The following is a 22,300-nucleotide window of genomic DNA, read 5'->3' on the forward strand; positions in this document are numbered from 1 at the left end:
TGCGCAGCGCTCCAGCTCCTTCATTCTGTCGGACTGGGCAGGCAGCCGCAAGGCTGACCGGTTTCGTTGAGCCGGTAGACCAACCTGTTCAGTCCGGCGCCATGTGTGGTCTCATATCGCCGGGTTATTAATTTTCAACGGAGATATACCATGAACACTCAATTAAAAACCCTCGCCAACCCTTTTCAGTTTGAAGCACTTGATGTGCGTACCGCTGTCGATGACAACAATGATGTGTGGTTTTGCGCCAAAGATGTCTGTGAAGTTTTAGACATTACTTGGAACGGAAGCACCCTTGAAAACATGCCTGAAGACTGGAAGCTTATGCTGAAACTCCGCACCAGCTATGGCGAAAAGGATACCAATTTCATCAACGAAGCCGGTCTGTTTTTTCTGATCTTCCGCTCCAACAAACCCAAAGCCAAAGAGTTTTCCAACTGGGTGTTAAGCGAAGTCCTGCCAGCTATCCGCAAGCATGGTTTTTATGGCGTATTGCCGCCCAAAGATTATCTGGCCGTCATTAAGCAGATTTCCCAACTCACCGAGCAACTGACCGCCACCAAAAACGCCTTTACCTATCAGCTGCTGGTTAATCCCTTGCGTAATCTCTGCAACATGGCCGGTCATCCGATGCCTGAACTTAAGCTGATCAGTCAGCAACTCGATCAGCTGGATTTGTTTAGCACTGAAGGCGGTGAAGCATGAACCATCAAGCGCGTCACGCACAAATGGACGCCATCCGTAAAAGCGGCTTGCGTGGTGAAGTAGATCGGTTGGAAGGTATTATCGGTGCGTTATCGGTGGCGACTTCCGGCGTGGCCGCGTCAATTGACGATGGCGAAGAACTCAGCGCGACTCATGTTGATCGGCTGTTTGGCCTGTTGCTATGTGAGCTGAAAAGCAGTCAGCAACGCTTAAGTCTGTTGGTTTAACCAAACATATCAACCTGCAATCGTTTACGTTGTTCCGGCTGCAGGTTGTTAATCAGGGTTGCGGCGATTTGTAGCGTGGTTCTTTGCGGCGGGTTGAGGTCGTGCTTGTAAGCTAAGGTAAATACGAACGATGCGCCACAGTCTTTGGCATTAGTACAGATACAGTATAAATCTTTGACTGCATCACTGAGTTGATTAGTCGAGGTAATCAAGGATTTACTTTTACAATGAGGACAAACAACACGCATTCGCTTTCTCCAAGGGGTTTTTGCCATTATATCAAACCCTTAGAGTAATCATAAGCTTACACCGTCCATACTGGCGTATTAAATTTAACCACTTCTTCACCAAGCAGTTCATTCAACGCTAAAAAATGTTGCTGCATGGCGCTTATTTCCAATTCATGATAAACCCGCATTACTTTTTCCAAATCACCGAACCCCGCCACATTTTGTGGAATAATCCCCGACAACCCGGGCTGCATACGGTGCATTGAGAGCATTTCCCGTTCGGTAATATTTTTAATCTTCTCAAATTCGTCCTTGGTACCGATATCGCCAACGGGAATAATTTGTACTGGCTCTTTCGCAGAGGATTTACCGATATTTAAATATAATGAACGAAAATTGCCCGGGCCTTTCGACTGAGATACCTGTTGGCTAATTTTTTTTGCATCTTCATCATCAAGATCAGCGTCATTGGTGACCAATATATAACCCATGTGCGCGCCGTTAATGTAATACTTGCGATGAAACAACGTGGCCTCTTCGCTAAGCAGGGCTGATTGTATACCGCCCAAGTACTCCGGCAGTCCATAGATGGATTGTTTAAGTTCCGGCTCCATTAAATGAATGACCTCACCGGGTTTAAACTCTATTTTGTTGGTTAAAAAATCAGTTTTATCCAATGACGATAACAGTTTTATATAACTATCCGGTTGTTTTGCTCGACGCATGGTCAAGGCTGGCAAGCTTTTTAACTGAGTCACTTTACCAAAGCGGTTTGTCAGCTTTTGCAAATAACAATTACCCGTTACGACATAATTTAAGGCGCTTATCTTCATGTCATTACGACTTAACAAGGCCGATGGTTGAAACCATTTTAAGATCATGTTCTTCTTAAAATGCAGAATGGTACCGTGATAGGGATTGGCTCCCATCAGGTTGGCCATGCCGGTAAAGCAAATTGGCGGCCGGTAATAATCGCCGGAAATATCCAGATAGGTACCTAAATAATCGGTTGTATTACTGGTTAATATCGGCTCAGGATCACCAAAGGTAAAGGCATGGGCTTTACTTGGCACAGTAGCCGCCAATTGTTTGCCTTGATAGCTGTTTAATCGATTAATCATAATGTCCTAGTGGCTTAAAGTGACGGTAGTTTTCTTTTTTGGTGCAATGGGCTCATAGTGCAAGGCATGCAGTACACTCCATGCCACATCAGCATGACCTGTAGCACTGTTACGTCCTGAGGCATAGGTAATCATGCCGCTACCCGTGGTTGTTTTGGTAATCATCATAAAGGCCTGGGTAATTTGTTTATTACCGGATTCATATTCAAAGCGGCCATTTTCAATAACATCAATTGCTTTCATAACCAATGCCGTTTTAGTATCGTTGCTGTAGTTAATAGGCGTTGCTTTGCGGTAAAACTGCTCAACCAATTCAAACAATCCATAACCAATACCGGTCACATCAATGCCGATATGCTGTACGTTGTGGCTATCAACGACGGCTTTTATCTGGTTAGCCTGGTATTGAAAGTTTTGGCCGTGATAATCCAGCGTTTTTAATACCCGCCATTTATCTTGTGGCCTAAGCGGTATTGCCAATATTGACAGACTGGCATTATCACGGGTACGGCTTGGATCATAGCCAATGGCGACAGGTCGATTACCGAACGGACGTGGGGCTTTGTCGTTGTAATCGCTATAATCCTCCAATGCATAGCAGCTCATCATGATGGCAAGGTTAAAAACCGATTTTGCATCATCGATAAACTTGCACATGAACAGATTGGCAAAGTCGTCTTTGTTGTATTCGGTTTTCAACTCCTCGATGTCGAACAAGTCGCAGCCTTGTTTTTCAGCATCAACGACCGTAACCATGTGTCGCCAAATCTTGTCGGCACCCATTAGGCCGGCTTCAAGCGCTTTATGCGTCGTTAAAAATTCGGCTTGTTTGGTACTGCTTCGGCCACGATTATGTTTTTCACCACTCCACATTGGGTACGCTTGGTGACTGATAGCCGATGGTGTAGAAAATAGCGTGCGCCGCCATTTTTTGTGTGCGGCCATACCTGACGCTACTTTCCACATCTTGTCAAAATCGGGTATCCAAAAACACTCATCGACATATAAATGACCATGGTAAGACTGGGCAGTACGGCTATTGGTGGATAAAAACCGTAGTTCAGCACCATTACTTAGCGTAATTACGCCTTGGCCATTGAGCTCAACGTCAAAATGTTCCAAGGCAAAGGCGATTATATAGGCCTTAAATACCTCGGCCTGGTCGCGTGATGCTGATAGAAATATTTGGTTTTCACCAGTCAATATGGCATCGGCCAATGCTTCAAAAGCAAAATAGTACGTTGCACCAATTTGCCGGGATTTTAAAATAAATCGATTACGGCGAGTTTCCGGATTGTTCTTTGCCCACCACCAGAGCAGCTGGTAACCGTAAAATAAACTATGTAATGTCGAGTTGATCAATTCTTCAGTAATACCGGAGATATCGTTTTTGGTTTTCTTCTGGCGTTGGGTTTTTTTCTCGTATCTTGGCGTTTTTGCGGGCCCACACTTTTCAGTGTCAAAATCAGTTATTGCCGGCCGGACTATTTTTCCAGACGCTAAAGCATTGGCTTCAGCAATTTGTAATTTTAGAGTGCCAAAACTTGTACATAACTTTTCAAATTCGATAATTTCATTCGGGGTTTTATGCTCACGTTCTGCCAGAACATTAATACGCCGGGCAATAACGATCTCAACACTATCTGACGGTAAGTGTTCTTTCCAGCCATCTTTGTTCTGCCAATTGTAGAGCGTGCGCTCATCCACATGCATTTCGGCAGAAATTTCTTTAATGGTCCAGCCCTTGACGAAAAACTGTTTACACAGATTGACGACTTCGGCGGGATAGCGCTTTGTTCCCATATTTCCCCGTACCTCTATTTAACCAGGCTTTATTTTAGGTGCTATTACACCTAAAATTGAGTGTTAGCATTTCTGGCAATTTTTAGCGGAAAATATAGGAATTTTAAGGAATTATTGCTGTTGATTAGCCGATCAATCACACCTAAAATTGAGCGCAATTGAAGATAAAACATTAATTAACTACTTATTTTAGGTGTCATGGCTAAAAATCTTAAAACCGGATGGAAAATCATTGGTCGCTCCGGGGCAACAGTCGATGGACGCAAGATCGATCCTGCCCAATTAGAACAAGCAGCCAAGAACTATAACAAGGATTTGTTTACGGCACTGGTTTGGCCAGAGCATGAGCGTTGGTACAACATGGGGACTGTTGAAGAACTGCGTACTGAAAAAAATACCGAAGGTGGTATGGACTTGTTGGCTATCATCGCACCGAATGATTATTACCTCAGTATTAATAAAGCGGAACAGAAACTGTTTACCAGTATGGAACTGATGCCGGACTTTAGAAAAAGTGGTGAAGTTTATCTAACCGGTTTAGCGGCAACCGATAGTCCTGCTTCAACAGGAACGACTGAAATGCGCTTTAGTTCAATCAATAACAAAGATGCTCTGTTATCGGTATTTACCGAACATACCAGCCAAGATATCGATGACCAGCCACCCGGTTGGTTTAAAAAACTATTCACCGAAAAATTCACCCACCCTGACGAGACTATTATGGACAAGAAAGCATTGGAAGCCCTGGCGGCTAAATTTACCCAATTGGAAGATAAAATTTCCAAGTTAACACCGACTCAACAGCCATCGGAAAAAACACCGGCTGAAAATTATGCCGCATTAGCAGAAGAAGTTAAGGCGCTAACGATAGCCTTTGCAGCATTAAAGGCTGACAAACCTACCGAAGAAGATGGCAAATTTACAGCACTGTCTGTTGAACTTGCTGAACTAACCCTGGCATTTAAAGCTGCTGTTGGTAGCAAGGAAGGCACTGACCCCGGTGAGCATCAAGGCGATGGTACAGACCTTAACAGCTATCTGTAAGCAATAACTTATCTACCAATAAGGGACTACCCATGAATTTATGCAAAGAATCAAAAATTGCACTGACATTATTAATCGCTAATACCGCACTTGCTTTTAATGCAAAAGTGGGCGAACAGTTTTCCGCCACACCGATCATAGCCCAGACGATCTATCAAAAAATCGTCGAAAACGGCAATGCCTTTTTAAGCATGATCAATGTGCAGGCAGTTTCTGAGGTTGCTGGTGAAAAAGTTGGTGTCGGCGTTAGTGGCCGTGTTGCCAGTCGTACCGATACCTCAGGTGCAGGTGAGAGACTGCCAAAAAACTTGGCATCAACTCTGGCACATGGCTATCAATTGTTTGCCACAGAGTTTGATATTGCCCTGAAATACGCACAGATCGATGCCTGGGCAAAAAATCCTAACTTTGCACTGCTGTATATGCAAGCCGTTAGAGAAGCCATCGCAAATGACATGTTGCAAGTCGGCTGGACCGGAACATCGGCAGCGACTGCAACCAACATTGCGAACAATCCATTACTGCAAGATTTAAACATTGGTTGGTTACAACTGATACGTGGATTTAATTCTGGCTCACAACGGGTTATCGGCACTGTTGGCGCACCGGTATCGTTAGGTACATCAGGAACCTTTAAAAACCTTGACGTACTCGCTCATGTTGCCAAGCAGCGTATTGCGCCGCAATTTAGAAACCGTCCTGATTTAGTCTTGTTGGTCGGTGCCAATGTTCTGGCGAATCAGGAACAAACGTATTACACACTTAATGGTAATACACCGACAGAAAAAGCCATGACTAATGGCTTGATTACGCGTGCTTATGCAGGCCTACCAACTATTGCACCACCGTTTATGCCGGATAGCACATTGCTAATCACACCGTTAAAAAACCTGTCGATTTACTATCAAGACAGTTCGGTTCGACGTTTGCAAAAAGACAAACCCGAAAAGAACGAAGTACAGGAGTTTAATTCGGTTAACCAGGGCTATGTCGTTGAAGAAGAACTAGCCACATCATTTGTTGAAAACATTACCTTCGTTTAATCATGAATTTATTAGATGCCATCAAGGCCGCACAGCGTGAAGAGACAGCTACTACAGGTATTGATCCCTATAGTTTGGATGATGCCCGTTGTTTAATTGGCCAGGCTGTCGGTGAACTGGACTTTTATCAGTCAGCGATGATGGTTGATCAGATCAAGATTAAAAATGAAGTCACGCTGGAAGGCAAAGCCCGTGTTAAAGCGCTGGTATTACCAACCTACCTTGAGTTTGTTGGCGTGTATGTTGGTCAAGAACAGAACTATCCCAATGATGTTGCGGTACAAGTGATGATCTGGTTACTGGATGTGGGTAACATTCATGACGGTTTAGAGTTGGCACTATGCCTGGTTAAGCAAGGCCAAAAGATGCCGGTTAAGTTTAACCGCGATATACCGACTTTTTTATGTGATTTCTTTTACGACTGGGCTGGTGCAGAACTTAAAAAAGAACATAGTGCCAGTCCCTATCTGGATACCTTAACCGCTGTTGCTGAAAACGACAGTTGGGCAGTGCATCCTTTATGTATGAGCAAGCTTTTTGCGATGCTGGCCAAGCATAAGGAACAGTCCGGTGAATATCAAACCGCACTGGCTTTATGCCTGAAAGCTGAAGCGATTAATCCCGAGAAAGCCGGGGTTAAAGGCTTGAAAGAACGAGTGCAGGCGAAACTGCAATAAAAGGCTCTCCAAGCCCTGGCTGACAACACCGCTGTAATTCACCTGACGGTTCGATATTACAAAGGTTGTTTGTCCAGGCACTAAATCAGATCTACCCCTTTTTAAGGAATAGCTATGCCGCGTTTTTTATTAATGACTATTATTTTGTTGCTCGCAGCGTGTACGCAACCGACAGAATTTGACGATGGTTATCAGTTGGGTGATCTCTCAATGTTAACCAAGCGTGAAGCACTTGTTTTATTCGATAACATAGAAATTTATTGCAGTAAAAACAGTGATTCAGTACTCAGAAAGCAGGCGTTATTGTTGCTGCATGTTAATTATCCATTGATTCCGGTTAACGGGATTTGCGGCTAATGAGTTTAACCGGCAAGCCATCATTAACAGCATCGGCCCCCGTTATTAATGACGTATTTTGGCCTGATTTGCTGGTAGATGAACTGATGACTAATTACCGGATACCTTCGGAATATGCCGATGGGGTAATTATGACCGGATTAACCTTGGCAGTGATGAATGTCAATATTCGCTTGACTACCATTAAAGCCGTATTGGTAAAGGATGGTTATGAAAATTTAGCCGCTTATACACTGACCAGTACTGAACTTATCAACGGTAGTCCGGTGTTGCTGGAATTATATAAACATGCGGTCTATGCACGGGCCAAAGGTCAGTTACTCATGCAGTTTGTCACAATTAACCGCAGGCCACAGGCTGAAAACGCTGCTAAAGAGGGCTTGCCGACCGAACAATACTGGCTGGATGAAAGCCAAACCGCCATTGCCGAGTTTTTTAGACGCTTCTTGCCGGAAGAAACGGTTTATAACAAGGCCAACGTGATGGCGATCTTGCTATGAGACAGTTGGCTGAGTTAACGACGTTGCTGATTAATCTTGATCTGGTTGCAGCAGAAAACATTGAAGGCTTTGCCGATGAGCCAAAAATAATTCCGTCGGGAAAAATTGTGACTCTAAACACGGTATTAAATGAGCCAGGCATTGTGTTATATCGACAAAGTTATACGGGTACTTTCTTTATTGATGACTACCCATTTAATGCGCATCCAATTACTGAATTGTTTGGCCATATCTGTGCCTATTTGCTGGACAGTGGCAATGGATCAGATGCCATACCTGAACCGGTTATTACTGTCGATATTTTAGATAATGGTACCGCCAATATTGAAGTGAGCATTGCTTTTGAACAAGATATTTATGCCGTTGAAGATAGTTCCGGAAGTATTCCGTTAAACGGCAAGCACTATCGGATTGCTGATCCAGTGACAGATTATGTGCTGGATGGAGATATTTCGTTATGAGTGATGTAAATGTTGAGATATTGGGCTTATTACCATTACATCGGCAATTACAAGTACTGCAATTGGCACCACAGCAACGTAAAAGATTAATGGCCAGAGTTGCCAAGGCTGTTATCAGAGATAGCAAAAAACGTGTACAGGGACAGCGAGATTTAAACGGTACCCCATACCCTGCACGCTATAAAGTGAGATCGACAGGACGGCGCAAAATGTTAAGCCGTTTGGTTAAAGGTTTAAAGGTAACCCAAGCTGATAATGATAGTGCAACAGTAGGATTTTATAACCCGGTAGCCGGACGTATTGCCGCTGATCAGCAGTATGGCACCCAAACCCAGATAACGGCTGCCAGTTTTGGTGGTCGCAGTGCCGCGTCATACAACTTGCCGGCAACACGCAGGCAAGCCAGTGCACTGATTGGCCTGGGCTTTAAAATAGCCAGAGCTAACGGAAATGGACGGCAACGACCCAGTATTAAATATATTACTGAGCATTATAGCCAGGGACAGGCTAGATCCACATTAAAACGGCTACGTGAATGGGCAGGACAGCCAACGCGAAGCAGCTGGACAACAACATTGCCGGCACGAAGCTTTTTAGGGGCTACAGCAACGGAAGTGCGTGACCACATTACAAACATTTATGATGATATTCAACAGGAGATAGCACGCCATGGCACTCGGTAAAATTACAGTAAACGCCCTAAATCTTAATCAAGGGCCATTTCCAACCGTTGAGAAATATTTTTTATTTATCGGTATGGGATTAACCGGTACAGACACGTTATTGTTTTTAAATACTGACAGTGATCTGGACATTGAATTAGGCATAGCCGATTCAGAACTAAAAACACAGGTCAAGGCTGCCAAAGCGAATGCCGGACAGAACTGGGCCTGTTGTGCCGTACCGGTTACTGACGGTGCCTTGTGGGAATCGGCATTTGATATGGCGATGAACAATAACGTAAAAATAGAAGCCGTTGTTATTTGTACACCGGTATTGGTACAGGCAGATTTAACCGCGATGCATACCAAAGCGGAAGAAACCAATGCAACCTATGGCCGTCGATTGTTTTTTATCGCCGGAGCAATAGCCATTGATTCGACACCAACGACAGGACAAAACTGGTCTGCGTACATTACTGCACTGACTGCACTGACTGTTACGCTGGCGGCTATGCGGGTTTCAGTCGTGCCGTATATTTATCCTGATGCGGTAGGTATTTATGCCGGACGTTTATGTAATTATCAAACCAGTGTTGCTGATACGCCTATGCGGGTAAATACCGGATCGTTGGTTGGTCAGGATCAATCCACGCTACCTGTAGATAGTGCCGGGATTATTTACAATAATGCCCATGCCAAAGCGCTGAATGACCAGCGCTTTAGTGTGCCGCAATTCTACCCGGATTATGAAGGTGTTTATTGGTCAGATGGGTCATTACTGGATACGGCCACCGGTGATTATACGGTGATTGAAAACCTGAGGGTTATTGATAAAGCGGCCCGTGCAGTACGCCTGGTATTAATCGGCTTAGTGGGTGACAGACGTTTTAACTCCAGCCCCATTGGTACGGCTTGGGCGATGAGTAAGTTAATGCGCCCCTTGTTTGAAATGAGCCGGTCAACTGACTTTCAGGGCATCCCGTTTCCTGCCGAACTAAAATCTCCGGTTGATGGTGATATCGCCATTACCTGGATAACTCGGACCAGTGTAAATATTTTTATCATTGCCCGGCCACTGGATATACCTAAAGACTTGACGGCAAACATCGTTCTTGATCTTTCAACAATTGCATAAGGAATTATGATGCCTGCAAAAAACCACTTATCCGGACAAGATTTTGACGTTATGTTCGGTGACACCATGATTCATGTTGAAAATATGTCAGCTAGCATTACGGATAATCGCCAAGCCGTGCAAACACGCGGTATTCCCAATGGATGGGTTAATGGTGATGTCGCTTGTAGCGGTGACCTTGAGCTTGATAGTGCAAACTTTAAACTGTTAATTGATGTTGCCAGAACCGCTGGCAGCTTTAGAGAAATAAAAACCATTGATATTGTCTGTGTGGGCAAGACGCTGGACAGTGAGCAAAAACAAGAGTTTTTTGGCTGCCTGTTAAAGATATCTGACTTGTTTAGTATCGATGGCAAAGGTGGTGAAAAAAATAAACACAAGATTGCCTTTGAAGTAACCAGTCCTGATTTTGTGCGGATTGATGGCGTATCGTATCTGTCAGCCAATAATATCCGTGATCTGTAAAGGATAAGCCGTTATGACTGACGTTAAAAGCATTAAGCGGATTAAAACAGCATTGCAACCTGAAGACTGGATTGTTGGGCAAGAGGATGGCGCAGGACTTGGTGATCAGTTTAGGTTTCAGGCTAAGAATGGGGTTGAAGTTGGTGGTAACGGTGGAAATAAAATAATTTTTACGGGCGACTCAATTACTCAAAATAACTACCTAAGTGACTCGTCAGCTAGTTTATTGGATTCTATTGCATTGGATTCTCGTGGATACGCATGGATTGGTAACGCTTACGCTGGTTCGGCTATGGATATTGTCGGTATCTACGGGCATGGCGGGCGGTAATTGTCAATGTAGTTGTCGCCTCGACGGTTAAATCTTACTCTGGTTTGTTTTCTAAATAATCACTTCCTTGGTAGCATTTTTTTGTTTAGACCTTGTCTGGGTTAAGGTGGGCTGTCTGGATTTTTTCCCAATTACGGGAACTTCCAGTCCAGCGTTGCGGATGTTTAGCACGTGCTGCTTCGTAGACGACTTTACGGTTATCCAGAAGCTTGTCGTCCAAGCCTTCATGGCGTTGCGCTGGAGTAATAAACCGAATAGCGCTGTGACGATGCTCATGGTTGTACCATTCCACTAAGCTTGTGACCCACTGACGCGCTTCCGTAACATCGGCGAACGGCTTTAGCGGATAGTTAGGACGATATTTCAAGGTCTTAAACAACGATTCTGAGTACGGATTATCGTTGCTAACCGATGGCCGACTAAACGAAGGCATGACACCCAGTTGTTGCAAGGTCGCCAGCATAGTCGATCCCTTCATCGGACTGCCGTTGTCAGAATGCAGGATAAGCTGTTCTGCCTGTATCCCTTCACGATGACAGAGATCACGTAACAATTCGCCAGCCAAGGCGCTGTTTTCTTCTTCATACACCTGCCAACCGACGATCTTTCGGCTGAAAATATCAACAAATAGATACAGATAGAAAAACTGTCCACGGATCAGTGATGGCAGATAAGTAATGTCCCAACTGTACAGTTGATTAGGTGCTGTAGCACATGCCGCGCGTGGCTTTGTTCGTGTTTGAGCCGGACGTTCGCTACGCCGATGGGTAAGCTGTTTTTCCTCGCGCAGGATGCGATAGAAGGTCGACTCAGACGCCAGATAGCTACCTTGGTCGGCCAGTCGTGGCACGATCTGACTCGGTGGCAGATGACCAAATTCATCTGAATTAGCGACGATCAGCACCTCGGCACGCTCGATTGCTGTTAGTTTGTGTGGCGGTTGATAGTCACGCAAGGGGCGTTGATCGCAGTGAATCGTCTCACCTGTCTGCCAGCGTTGTAAGGTACGCTCACTAAGTCCTAATACTTCACAGGCTTTAGCTTGACGTGCTCCCGCAGTTACTGATTCATTAAGTAAAGCAATCACTTGTTCGCGCTCTTCGTGGCCAGTCATTCGACCTCTCCCCCCAAGAGCGCCCGGAACTTTTTTTGCAGTACCAACAGCGCTGCGGCTTCTGCTAAGGCTTTGTCTTTACGCAATAAATTGCGCTCAAGGCTTTGGACTTCTTCTTTCAATATACGCAGGACCCGCGCTTCTTCACGCTTGTCTACTAAGTCATCCTGGCGGCAGAAATCAGCTTTCCATTGTTCCAACTGATGAATAAAAACGCCGCGTTCACGACACCAGGCATTTAAGTCTTCACCGATCAAATTATAGGTTTTTTGTAAAGCAGTAAAGCGTTCTTCAGAGCTCCAATCTTCGGGACGCTTTGATTTTAGCGGTGCAAGTTTGACGTCCTGTTCCTTCTGTTTCATCCAAGCCTTCAAGGTTGTTAAATGGATATTCAATTCGTTTGCGACGGACTGAACTGATTGGTCATTACTACGATTGTATACTTTTACCAGGGCCTGCTCTCTGAAGCCTACTGAATACCTTTTATATTTTTTCATTTCTACTCTCAAATTTTATTTTTTCTTAAAAGTTGAGGCGACAACTATTCTGACGCAGGGGGGCGGGTACTCTACTAGACAACTGATAGATATGGTTGATATTGATCTGCTCAGTAATACTAAAGCAGATTGGTGTCATGTACTCTGCGGAACTAATGATAATGGAGCGGATGGAACGTCAGCAGGTATCATTACGAGCCTAGATATATACTGGAAAAAGTTAGAGGCTTTAGGGTTTAAGCTAATCCTTGGAACTCTACTACCTAGGGCAACAAATAACCCATTTTCTGGAGATCAAAACTACGGCGTAATGGGCAAACTTAGTATAGTTAATGACTATATACGTTCTCAAACTGGCATTAATGGTCGCAAAGTTGCTGACTATGCAGTCGCAATGGTAGACAATGACACTGGACTGCCGATCACTACGCCTATAATGTTTACCGACAACTTGCACCCAAATCAGTATGGTGCTTGGGTTATGGGCGCGTTTGTTTTAGCTCCTATTTTAAAAGAGATAGCACAGACATTAATACCTGTTAGGCATGGTAAAAATCTTTTTACATCACAGTGTCTAACACCAAATCCTAAATTATTAGGTACTGGCGGAACTGTATCTGCACCTGTATCTGGCACTACTGCAAATGGTTTTAAAATAGCCGTAGCGTCTGGCACATTTACCAGTATTGCAAGCGCTAACCAAAATATATCTACAGCAGGGGATAGGTACTCAACAATAACTATTGATGCGGTACATGGTACAGACAATAGCAATGCTCAGTTCGGTTTTGAGCTAACCCGTAGAGCGACTAAGGGCGCGTCTTCTGGCACTGTTATTTCTCAAGGTGTATGGGTCAATGCTAATGGGGTATCGTACAAACAAATAGCCTCACTAACAGGGACTACAGGCTCTGCAACAATAGATACATTTAGCACGACTATAGGCGATGTAATTACTGATGGAACGTGCAAGTGGTTAGTAATGCCGTTAGTTGCAGATGGGGTGATTGTACAGCTAACTGCAAAGTTTAAAATAGCCACCTTAAGTGGTGGGTCAATAGCACCCTACTTGGTCTTTTATCAAGACTCAATAAATAATAATGCTTCCGGTAGACCGTATATTAATAGAAATCAACAGTGGATACAGTCCAGATCCAATAACAACCCACTTATCGCAGTTCAGAATCTATCAACTGCTAATCCTGATTTTTGGACTGAACCAAGTACCGACTTCATAACAATAGTTAGCCCTAAAATAAAGCTACAGTCCGGTGTGGCCCCAAACAATGATGTTGGGATAATCAGATGCTATTTGCAGTGGAAGGGTAAGTCTGGAACTACTGTGCAGGTAATTGTAAAGGATTTTGATTTAAAAATTGTTGGTTAATTAAATAACCCTACGCACAGCCGCAGTATCAGCAGTAATCATCGGTCAAGCTGTAAGTGATTAGTTCGTCATGACGTTTTTAAATCAGTAAAAATTTAACCAAAAATCCAAGGACAGATATGAAAATAATACGAATATTGACTGGCAATTGGTTTTCTATGAGATTTTTGAAAAGGATAAGAAATCATGACTAAAAAACCAACGATTACACAAATAAAGGAAGCTCTTACGCGCAGGGATGCGCCCCTATTTACTGGTGAGTTAAACCTCACCTTGGTAGGTATTCGGGCAACTGATACCAACACCAATACGTTTAATGATTTGCTCTGTGTACTTTACGATGATGCTGCAGGAAAACTGCAAATGCAGACGTTTCCAATCACTACGGATCCCGGTCGTAAATATCTGCAAAAACCGATTAATGTCGATGGGACGGCTATTTTAAAACCGGGGCATTATAAAAGTTGTTGGCAGATTGGTGCGCACCAGGGTAAATATCGCGCATTGGTTCAACGTGGTTTGATGACAGTTTATCGTGACCGCAACAAAGACAATCTGTTAGACCTACAGCATGAGCAAAGCGGCTATTTTGGTATTAACTTACACAAAGCCCGGTTATCTGGATATAGCTTGACCACGGATGTTGTTTCAGCGGGTTGCCAGGTGTTTGCTGACAGCAAAGACTTTGATACCGTTATGGCACTGGTACAACAATCAGCGGCAAAATATGGCAGTCGGTTCAGTTATACGCTATTGGATGAGGCCGACTTATGTGTACCGATAAAAACCAAAGCCGCTTAATCAGCAGTTGGGCTTATAAAAATATCAGCGTTGAGGAAAAGGCACTTATCTGTAATGGTGCCGGGGCGGCAGGATACTGGATTAATTGTTTTATACCTAACGCCTTATATGGTCTGGATTGTGTCGAGGCCTTCAATATTCACGATTATGATTATGAGGTTGGCGTTAGTTTGGCAGATAAAGACCGGGCTGATAATAATCTGTTAACCAATTTGTTAATGCTGATTAATGAAAGGGGCGGCTGGTTAAAATGGTTACGGACTAACCGCGCATTAAAATATTACCAGGCTGTTAACGAGTTTGGTAAGCACGCTTTTTATTATGGTAAAACCAATGCATGAGCAGATTGATTATTTTTTACGGTTATTGAGTGGCTTTATTTATACACTCACAGGCGGGTTATTTATTAATAACTGGATGGATTTATTGGATCACCATGCCGGGGCATTCGGGGTAATTATTGCTGCATTTACTGCATTGATTAACTTTTTGTTTCAGTTAATCAATCGTTGCAAAAAACAATCTTAAATTTTTTTAAACATAACCAGGGGAAGAGCATGAGTAATACAACAACAGTCACTATCGGCGATGATGAACTAACCTTTGCTGTCAGTAACGGCGACTTCAATCAATTTCTAAACGAGCAGCAACCCAATAATAAAGTTTCTCCAGCTTATAATTTTTTGCAACGCACAGTGATTGATGCCGACAAGGACAAGTTTAAAAAGCTGGTACTTACCGATAACGTACCCAATGGCCCTATGGTTATGCAAATAGCCGGGGTATTGGCAATTGAAAACGGCGCAGGTATTGAAATCACTGTAAAAAAGTCGAACAGCTTAGCCTTGCCATTGAGCAAAACGGCTATAGCCAGTTAATAGCACTAACCAAACACTGGTTGCCTGGGCAACCAGTGGACGAACAAACGATGGCAGAAGCACTCTGGCTTGATCAGCGGCACTGGCACAATACCACAGCAGCAATAACCAACGGCATCGCCACGGCATTTAACGGATGAGCGCACTGAATAATTTACTGTTTCGAGTCTCTTTACTGGATGCGATGTCTGGCCCTGCGCGTACGATGATGTCCAGCATGGATACTATTACTACCCGTATTCAGGGTGGATTTACCAAGATTGGCTTTGGTGCGGCGGGTCTGGCAGCTTCAGCTTATTCACTCACTAATATTTTACAACCAGCACAGGAGATGAATAAGGCGCTAGGAACGGTGGCATCTTTAGATGTCGGAACCCAAGTACTTGACGAACTTAATAAAACCGCTCTGAAATTTAGCGTTAAATATGGTGAGTCTGCCTCCGAATTTGTCAGCTCTTCCTATGCTATCCAGTCGGCAATCGCGGGATTATCAGGTAATGAGCTTCCCGCCTTTACCAATGCCTCATCAATACTGGCAAAAGCTACAACAGCTGATATGGGTACGATCACCAATTATGTAGGAACTATGTATGGAGTATTTAAAGATTCTGCTGATGGCATGGGAAAATCTAAATGGATTGAGCAGTTAGCCGGACAAACTGCATTGGCGGTAAAGATTTTTAAAACTACTGGACAAGGTATGTCAGAGGCATTTGCTGGGCTAAGTGGAGCTAGTTCTGCCCCCATGGCGGAACAGCTTGCTGTCCTAGGTCAACTACAAGCGGTAAAACATGGTAGCGAGGCAGGGACTCTATATAAAACATTCCTTGCTGGTGTAGGTAAATCTCAGAAAGAATTGGGGCTTAATTTTACTGATACCGCTGGGCATCTATTACCCATGGTAGATATTATGACTAAGATAACGGGCAAGTTTAGTGATTTGAAAGACGACTCAACACGGCAACTACTGACAAAGGCATTGGGCGGAACAGAAGCAATGGCGTTGGTTGATATACTGGCAAAGGATATCGGGGGACTAAAAACCAATATTTCAGAAATAGGCAAGCAAACGGGCATGCAAAAAGCCATAGACATGGCCAATGCTATGATTCAACCCTGGGAACGAGCCAGTAAAGTCGTTGATGCACTAACTATTATGCTTGGACAACGGCTTTTGGTAGTGATGACACCCGTTTATAACTGGATTACGTCGATCGGCGAAAAGCTAATGCGTTGGGGCGAATTATTTCCAAATATTTCTAATTACATCGGTTATGCGGTGCTGGCAGTTATCGGTATTACCGCCGCATTATCAGTATTATCGATTGTGATGGGCTTGGGTACTGTCGTTGCCTCTGGTTTTGCATTAGTGATGGCGATTATAAGCAGTCCGATTACCTTGGCAATAGTTGCAATCGGTGCTATTGGCTATGCCATTTATAGGTTGATGGACATCTGGGCGCAATGGACGTATGGAATGAGCATATTTGAGACTATGGCCGCTGGTTATGAGGCAGCAAAGATGGGGGTATTATCCATGGTTCAAAGTACGATTGCCGGATGGGAGTCGTTAACAGGCTGGTGGCTGGGCTTTAAAGGCTTTATGAGTACGCTTAATCCCTTGGATGCCATAGGTTCATCGGCACTGGTTCAAAGTGCCATTGCCGGATGGGAGTCATTAACAGGCTGGTGGCTTGGCTTCAAAGATTTCATGAGTTCGCTAAATCCCTTGGATGCCATAGTCTCATCGGCATTGGTCAAAAGTGCCATTGCCGGATGGCAGTCGTTAACAGGCTGGTGGCTGGGCTTCAAAGATTTTATGAGTTCGCTAAATCCCTTGGATGCCATAGTCTCATCGGCATTGATTCAAAGTGCCATTGCCGGATGGCAGTCGTTAATAGGTTGGTGGCTGGGCTTTAAAGGCTTTATGCGTACGCTTAATCCTTTGGATGCCATAGGCTCATTTACATTGATCCAAAGTGCGATTGCCGGATGGGAGCTGTTAAAAGGCTGGTGGCTGGGCTTTAAAGGCTTTATGAGTTCGCTTAATCCTTTGGATGCCATAGGCTCATCGGCACTGGTTCAAAGTACGATTGCCGGATGGGAGTCATTAACTGGCTGGTGGCTTGGCTTTAAAGGCTTTATGAGTTCGCTTAATCCCTTGGATGCCATAGGTTCATCGGCACTGGTTCAAAGTGCGATTGCTGGATGGGAGTCGTTAACAGGCTGGTGGCTTGGCTTTAAAGGCTTTATGAGTACGCTTAATCCCTTGGATGCCATAGGTTCATTTACTTTGGTCCAAAGTGCGATTGCTGGATGGGAGCTGTTAAAAGGCTGGTGGCTGAGCTTTAAAGATTTTATGAGTACGCTTAATCCCTTGGATGCCATAGGTTCATCGGCACTGGTTCAAAGCGCGATTGCTGGATGGGAGTCGTTAACAGGCTGGTGGCTTGGCTTTAAAGGCTTTATGAGTTCGCTTAATCCCTTGGATTCCATAGGTTCATCGGCACTGGTTCAAAGTGCGATTACTGGATGGGAGCTGTTAAAAGGCTGGTGGCTGAGCTTTAAAGATTTTATGAGTACGCTCAATCCGTTTACTGCAATCAGTGATGGGATTAATGGACTGATTAATAAGATCAACATGATACCTGGTATGAACATAGATCTTATTGGTGCATCAAATTCAGCAATGCAACCAGTAGCAATGACTGGAATGTCAACACCATCGGCATTAGCGGGAACTCAATCGGTTATACCATCATCGGTATTTTCAGGCACTCAATCTGCTATACCGTCATTATCATCAATGGTCGCACAGCCTGTTACACCGCCATCATCGTTGAGCAAAAGCCAGTCGGTGAGCGTGCCCAAAGGCGGCATCATGAGCCAAATAACGAACGCGAATAACAGCAAGTCGGTGAATGTTGGTGGTATTACTATAAATAATCCATCCAAGCCGGTAACCGGGCAATTTTTGTCAGATGAACTACAAATGGCGGCGGGATAATTATGGACTACATCGATCTACGCATTGCTAATAATGACTTGATACTCGATACCGGAAAAGAACCGACTCTCTTGGGTGATCGTGACAGTATTATTCAAGACACCCAACATTTAATCAGAGATTGCGGCTTATTATCGGCATGTATTGGCGAACGCGACAACGCTAAAGTAGCACTGTTAATGCAAAGACTTGAACTAAAAATAGAAGATGATTTACGACTGGTTCCAGGAACCATAAAGATTACTAGAAATGGTGCTGAATTGTTCTTTATTAGTGCTGATACTGAAAAATACGGGACTTTTAGATTTGGAGTAGAACTATGAGCGTAGATTTTTACAAGATTTTAAGCGATAGCGGAATACCGACGACACAGTCAGAGTTGGAAAATGCATGGTCTGCAGAAGTAACAGCGCAAGGCAGCACCATCAGTAATGATAATGCCTATTCACCGTTCTGGCGGGTAATCACGGCCTTAATCACTAAACCGGTGTTGTGGCTAATTGGCTTTATGGCTGGCACAGTACTACCCAATTCATTCGTACAGACTGCAACAGGTTTGTGGCTTGAACTGCTCGCCTGGGCGGTTAACCTAACACGCAAGCTACCAAGCAAGGCACAGGGCAAGATCACGTTTACCCGTGCAGACATTAATGTTGCTTATACTGTACCAGCAGGTACCATCATTCAAACCGCGTCAATTAACGGCTTTATTTACGCGATGATAACGGATTCACCTACGGCATTTTTGGCAGAACAGGTAACAGTCGATGTCAACTGCACAGCCGCCGATATCGGTGAGAGATACAACTTGGCCATGGGCTATTACAATATTTTGCCGGTCCCTATTGCCGGTATAACCAATGTGAGCAATATATCAGGATGGTTAACCTTACCTGGTACCGATACTGAGGCCGATAATGACCTACGTGACCGGGTACGCAATCAGTTTGGTACCGCATCCAACTTTCATACTGACAGCGTTTATAAGTCGCTGATCAGTCAGTTTCCCGGTATAAAAATAGATGATATCTGGTTTGAACACGATGCGCCACGTGGACCAGGCACTGCCAATGCCTTTGTGCTGTTTGATTTTGATGCACCGGATACCCAGTACCTTCTCGACATCAATGCCTTTATTACCGATTCGGGCCATCACGGCCACGGCGATGACTTGAAAGTCTATGCTATGCCTAAAACGACGCATGCATTAACCGCACACATTTGGCATGAGTACTTTTTATCTGCAGCACAGATAGCCACGCTGCAGATCGATATTAACAATTTTATTCGGGCGGCATTTCGTGAAAACCGCTCCTACAGCCCAACACTGACTTATCCATATAGCCGGTTTTCATTTAGCAAACTGACTCAGGAGCTGCATAAAGAGTTTGCAACTATACATAGCATCACCTTTGATCTTATCGATATTATCTCGGTGCTGAATGTACCGACGCTATCGGCGTTGACTGTCACTCTATCGGTAACCGAATAATGGAGCCGATTAAATTACCGTTCTGGCTGGAAGGCGTTGAGCTTTCAAAACTGCGGGATGCAGCAACCGCCTACTGGGCAATGATCACCAGCTTGTTGCAATGGCCCTTAACCCAGTTTGATGCACTGACTTGTAGTATCGGTATATTGAATTTATTAGCCTATCAGCGTGACATACAGCGTTTTAAAGACGAGCCGTTGGAGTTGTACCGTAAACGGGTTGGCTTTGCCTATATCAATGCCAAAGATGCCGGCAGCAAGGCGGGCTTTATCGCCATTTTTGCACGCCTTGGTATCGGCTATATAGAGATACAGGAACGGGTTGATCCGGTCGATTGGGACGTAGTTCTGTTGCGTCTAAGTGACTCGCAGATATCGAACAACATAGAGTTGCTACAAAATATTGTTGAAACCTATGGCCGGACTTGTCGGCGTTATGAATTTTTAGTAATTACACCAGTGCCCGTTACCAGCCCGGCATGGGCAGTTGGGCATGTTTACAGCTACGATGTAGCGGGGGTTTAAATGGCATTTATTACCATAGCGGGTGAACAGCTGATTGCCTTTAAACAAGGCAATAATCAAGTTTTAAATATAACACACTTTGTACTCGCAAATATCTCCGGCTTGGGTGCAGAGCCGGCAAGTAGAATTGCCTCGATGCCGTTCGCCGAAAATATTGTTGATATCCAACCAGTAACGCATCAAGGTTATGTCAATAGTAATCAGGTGGTATATTCATTAGCGCTAGATTCGACCATTGGTGATTATGATTTTAACTGGATAGGGCTGAAAGCAGTAGGCGGTGAGTTAGTCGCATGCACGCATATACCAGCACAGCAAAAGCGCAAAACTGTGGGCTCAGTACCCGGCAACAATTTAACGCGCAATTTTTTAGTAGTATTTTCTGGTATTGCAGCTACGACAGCGATTACGGTACCGGTTAATACCTGGCAGATTGATTTTACTACCAGGCTGTTGCAGATCGATGACCGGGAAAGGTTAAGCAACTTTGATATTTATGGACAGTCGGCATTTTTTGGCAACGGCTTTAAGGTTTCTCAGCAATCCGGATCAACTTATGCCATTGCAGCCGGGATTGGCTATGTGGGCGGTATTCGATGTGACAAGGCAGCGCTATCAACAATCAATGTAACGGGACTGCCAAAATCAATCTGGATTGATGCCAGCTTGCAAGGCGATATTAACGGTGTATCGCCAGTATTTAGTTTTACAGCAACAGCATCGACGTTGGCAGATTACACAGACGCCAGCGGATTTCGGCATTATCTTGCCAAAATTACAGATATTAATGCCGGTGGCGTGGTATCGGATTTACGTATAAGCAATAAAATATGGGCTGAAAAAGGCGTAAACAATGATATTACATCGTTAACAGCGCTTGGCACAGCAGTATTAGACATTGGCGCAGGACAAATACATAAAGCCATCAATGGTAATTTAGGAATCGGAGTTCCTTCGCCTTTTGAAAAATTACATATTCCACAGGGTTCTAGATTTAGGTTCGGGATTGATTATTACGCAACATTAGGTTTTAAAACAAATTCCAATGATTTTGAAATCATATCAAACGGGGATCAGGAATACAGAGCCCAAATAGGTACAAATGATGGTACCGGAAAAATAATATTCAAAACGGCTGGAGCTACATTTGGCAGTACTGAACACATGCAAATTAGTCCGTTTGGTAATATTGGGATGGGGACTACATCGCCATCGGCAAAACTACATGTAGTAAATGATCTGACCACAAATTACGGACTTATCTCCCAAGCACCTTACGCCGGGTTGAGTGCAGGAAGTTCTGTCAACATGGCATACTTTTCTAATCCCAGGAATAACGGGAAAGCCGATGGCATACGCTTCGTAAATAGAAGGGTAACAACCGCAGCAAATACTAATGACGGCTGGATGGCCGAAACATTTAGCATGGAACGCAATGTTGACGGAGTTGGTATTCAAGGTGGAATCACTTTTGGTAATAATACGCTAACGCTGACAACTGGTAATACTGATAGAGTTTATATTTCTCAAGCTGGTAATGTTGGTATTGGAACCTCAAATGCAGATGCAAAATTAACAGTAAACGGAGCAATACAAGTAAAATCTGGAGCAATTGACTCTGATATTACTGTCATGGGGTATTCATTTATTGGCGATGCTGATAGCGGCTTATTTTCTAGTCAGGATGGTTTTATTTCACTGGCATCTAATGGAGTTAGAGTACTAAACGTAAATTCTGGCATGGTCGGAATACGGTAATTGTCAATGTAGTTGTCGCATCGACGGTTAAATCTTACTCTGGTTTGTTTTCTGAATAATCACTTCCTTGATAGCATTTTT

The 22,300-nt window shown here is 44.1% G+C and carries 26 protein-coding genes and 1 pseudogene; 23 read left to right on the forward strand and 4 right to left on the reverse strand.

The window, feature by feature from the left end:
• The first annotated feature begins 150 nt into the window (after nt 1–150).
• Both KKZ03_RS20885 and KKZ03_RS20890 read left to right on the forward strand, forming a co-directional pair.
• Nucleotides 151–705: a BRO family protein gene (locus KKZ03_RS20885; RefSeq protein ID WP_243218670.1), complete on the forward strand. Its 555-nt coding sequence runs from the start codon at nt 151–153 to the stop codon at nt 703–705.
• Nucleotides 702–932: a hypothetical protein gene (locus tag KKZ03_RS20890; RefSeq protein WP_243218671.1), complete on the forward strand. Its 231-nt coding sequence runs from the start codon at nt 702–704 to the stop codon at nt 930–932. Before KKZ03_RS20885 ends, KKZ03_RS20890 begins: the two co-directional genes overlap by 4 nt.
• On the opposite strand, the gene KKZ03_RS20895 is transcribed toward KKZ03_RS20890, so the two are convergent.
• From KKZ03_RS20895 to KKZ03_RS20905, 3 genes are read right to left on the reverse strand one after another with little or no spacing between them, the layout of a single operon-like run.
• On the reverse strand, nt 929–1,207 hold the full coding sequence (locus KKZ03_RS20895; RefSeq protein ID WP_243218672.1) for an ogr/Delta-like zinc finger family protein: 279 nt from the start codon (nt 1,205–1,207) through the stop codon (nt 929–931). The genes KKZ03_RS20890 and KKZ03_RS20895 overlap by 4 nt on opposite strands.
• Nucleotides 1,208–1,236: 29 nt before the next feature.
• A complete protein-coding gene (locus KKZ03_RS20900) occupies nt 1,237–2,283 on the reverse strand; it encodes a phage portal protein (RefSeq protein WP_243218673.1) in 1,047 nt (348 codons plus the stop codon).
• 6 nt (nt 2,284–2,289) lie between these two features.
• Nucleotides 2,290–4,086 carry a terminase large subunit domain-containing protein gene (locus tag KKZ03_RS20905; protein ID WP_243218674.1) on the reverse strand — a complete coding sequence of 599 codons (1,797 nt, stop codon included), beginning with the start codon at nt 4,084–4,086 and terminating at the stop codon, nt 2,290–2,292.
• 198 nt (nt 4,087–4,284) lie between these two features.
• Here KKZ03_RS20905 and KKZ03_RS20910 point away from each other — a divergent pair, with 198 nt between their 5' ends.
• The 10 genes from KKZ03_RS20910 to KKZ03_RS20955 all read left to right on the forward strand — a co-directional run bounded on the left by KKZ03_RS20910 (nt 4,285) and on the right by KKZ03_RS20955 (nt 10,761).
• Complete coding sequence (locus tag KKZ03_RS20910; RefSeq protein ID WP_243218675.1) at nt 4,285–5,130, forward strand: GPO family capsid scaffolding protein; 846 nt, start codon at nt 4,285–4,287, stop codon at nt 5,128–5,130.
• A gap of 32 nt (nt 5,131–5,162) precedes the next feature.
• Nucleotides 5,163–6,173, forward strand: a complete 1,011-nt coding sequence (locus KKZ03_RS20915) for a phage major capsid protein, P2 family (RefSeq protein WP_243218676.1) — start codon at nt 5,163–5,165, stop codon at nt 6,171–6,173.
• Between the two features lie 2 nt (nt 6,174–6,175).
• The gene (gene gpM, locus KKZ03_RS20920) at nt 6,176–6,850 is read left to right on the forward strand and encodes a phage terminase small subunit (RefSeq protein WP_243218677.1); all 675 of its coding nucleotides are present in this window, start codon (nt 6,176–6,178) and stop codon (nt 6,848–6,850) included.
• 114 nt (nt 6,851–6,964) lie between these two features.
• Nucleotides 6,965–7,207 carry a hypothetical protein gene (locus tag KKZ03_RS20925; RefSeq protein ID WP_243218678.1) on the forward strand — a complete coding sequence of 81 codons (243 nt, stop codon included), beginning with the start codon at nt 6,965–6,967 and terminating at the stop codon, nt 7,205–7,207.
• Entirely contained in the window at nt 7,207–7,707 is a 501-nt protein-coding gene (locus KKZ03_RS20930) for a head completion/stabilization protein (protein WP_243218679.1), read from the forward strand. Before KKZ03_RS20925 ends, KKZ03_RS20930 begins: the two co-directional genes overlap by 1 nt.
• Nucleotides 7,704–8,168 carry a phage tail protein gene (locus KKZ03_RS20935; protein WP_243218680.1) on the forward strand — a complete coding sequence of 155 codons (465 nt, stop codon included), beginning with the start codon at nt 7,704–7,706 and terminating at the stop codon, nt 8,166–8,168. Before KKZ03_RS20930 ends, KKZ03_RS20935 begins: the two co-directional genes overlap by 4 nt.
• Nucleotides 8,165–8,851 carry a phage virion morphogenesis protein gene (locus KKZ03_RS20940; protein ID WP_243218681.1) on the forward strand — a complete coding sequence of 229 codons (687 nt, stop codon included), beginning with the start codon at nt 8,165–8,167 and terminating at the stop codon, nt 8,849–8,851. Before KKZ03_RS20935 ends, KKZ03_RS20940 begins: the two co-directional genes overlap by 4 nt.
• Nucleotides 8,838–9,965 carry a DUF2586 domain-containing protein gene (locus KKZ03_RS20945; RefSeq protein ID WP_243218682.1) on the forward strand — a complete coding sequence of 376 codons (1,128 nt, stop codon included), beginning with the start codon at nt 8,838–8,840 and terminating at the stop codon, nt 9,963–9,965. Before KKZ03_RS20940 ends, KKZ03_RS20945 begins: the two co-directional genes overlap by 14 nt.
• Before the next feature lie 6 nt (nt 9,966–9,971).
• Entirely contained in the window at nt 9,972–10,430 is a 459-nt protein-coding gene (locus tag KKZ03_RS20950; protein WP_243218683.1) for a phage protein, read from the forward strand.
• Between the two features lie 13 nt (nt 10,431–10,443).
• On the forward strand, nt 10,444–10,761 hold the full coding sequence (locus KKZ03_RS20955; RefSeq protein ID WP_243218684.1) for a hypothetical protein: 318 nt from the start codon (nt 10,444–10,446) through the stop codon (nt 10,759–10,761).
• A gap of 85 nt (nt 10,762–10,846) precedes the next feature.
• Here the strand turns inward: KKZ03_RS20955 and KKZ03_RS20960 are convergent.
• Nucleotides 10,847–12,372, reverse strand: a pseudogene (locus KKZ03_RS20960) (IS3 family transposase).
• 91 nt (nt 12,373–12,463) lie between these two features.
• Between KKZ03_RS20960 and KKZ03_RS20965 the strand changes: the two are divergent.
• The 11 genes from KKZ03_RS20965 (at nt 12,464) to KKZ03_RS21010 (ending at nt 22,219) form a co-directional block, all read left to right on the forward strand.
• A complete protein-coding gene (locus KKZ03_RS20965) occupies nt 12,464–13,759 on the forward strand; it encodes a hypothetical protein (RefSeq protein ID WP_243218685.1) in 1,296 nt (431 codons plus the stop codon).
• 186 nt (nt 13,760–13,945) lie between these two features.
• A complete protein-coding gene (locus KKZ03_RS20970) occupies nt 13,946–14,560 on the forward strand; it encodes a hypothetical protein (RefSeq protein ID WP_243218686.1) in 615 nt (204 codons plus the stop codon).
• Complete coding sequence (locus tag KKZ03_RS20975; protein WP_243218688.1) at nt 14,530–14,901, forward strand: hypothetical protein; 372 nt, start codon at nt 14,530–14,532, stop codon at nt 14,899–14,901. The genes KKZ03_RS20970 and KKZ03_RS20975 overlap by 31 nt, the downstream gene beginning before the upstream one ends.
• Nucleotides 14,894–15,088, forward strand: a complete 195-nt coding sequence (locus KKZ03_RS20980; RefSeq protein ID WP_243218689.1) for a hypothetical protein — start codon at nt 14,894–14,896, stop codon at nt 15,086–15,088. The genes KKZ03_RS20975 and KKZ03_RS20980 overlap by 8 nt, the downstream gene beginning before the upstream one ends.
• A 29-nt stretch (nt 15,089–15,117) precedes the next feature.
• A complete protein-coding gene (locus KKZ03_RS20985; RefSeq protein ID WP_243218690.1) occupies nt 15,118–15,438 on the forward strand; it encodes a putative phage tail assembly chaperone in 321 nt (106 codons plus the stop codon).
• A gap of 35 nt (nt 15,439–15,473) precedes the next feature.
• Nucleotides 15,474–15,578, forward strand: a complete 105-nt coding sequence (locus KKZ03_RS22140) for a hypothetical protein (protein ID WP_371744776.1) — start codon at nt 15,474–15,476, stop codon at nt 15,576–15,578.
• Nucleotides 15,575–18,445 (forward strand): phage tail tape measure protein, encoded by a 2,871-nt coding sequence (locus tag KKZ03_RS20990; RefSeq protein WP_243218692.1) that lies wholly within the window; start codon nt 15,575–15,577, stop codon nt 18,443–18,445. The genes KKZ03_RS22140 and KKZ03_RS20990 overlap by 4 nt, the downstream gene beginning before the upstream one ends.
• A 2-nt stretch (nt 18,446–18,447) precedes the next feature.
• Entirely contained in the window at nt 18,448–18,768 is a 321-nt protein-coding gene (locus KKZ03_RS20995) for a DUF2590 family protein (RefSeq protein WP_243218696.1), read from the forward strand.
• Nucleotides 18,765–19,937, forward strand: coding sequence for a baseplate J/gp47 family protein (locus KKZ03_RS21000; protein WP_243218697.1), 1,173 nt, complete (start codon nt 18,765–18,767; stop codon nt 19,935–19,937). The genes KKZ03_RS20995 and KKZ03_RS21000 overlap by 4 nt, the downstream gene beginning before the upstream one ends.
• A complete protein-coding gene (locus KKZ03_RS21005) occupies nt 19,937–20,461 on the forward strand; it encodes a phage tail protein (RefSeq protein ID WP_243218698.1) in 525 nt (174 codons plus the stop codon). Before KKZ03_RS21000 ends, KKZ03_RS21005 begins: the two co-directional genes overlap by 1 nt.
• On the forward strand, nt 20,462–22,219 hold the full coding sequence (locus KKZ03_RS21010) for a phage tail protein (RefSeq protein ID WP_243218699.1): 1,758 nt from the start codon (nt 20,462–20,464) through the stop codon (nt 22,217–22,219).
• Nucleotides 22,220–22,300 lie beyond the last annotated feature (81 nt).

This window comes from Methylobacter sp. S3L5C (assembly GCF_022788635.1).
Classification (GTDB): Bacteria; Pseudomonadota; Gammaproteobacteria; order Methylococcales; family Methylomonadaceae; genus Methylobacter_C.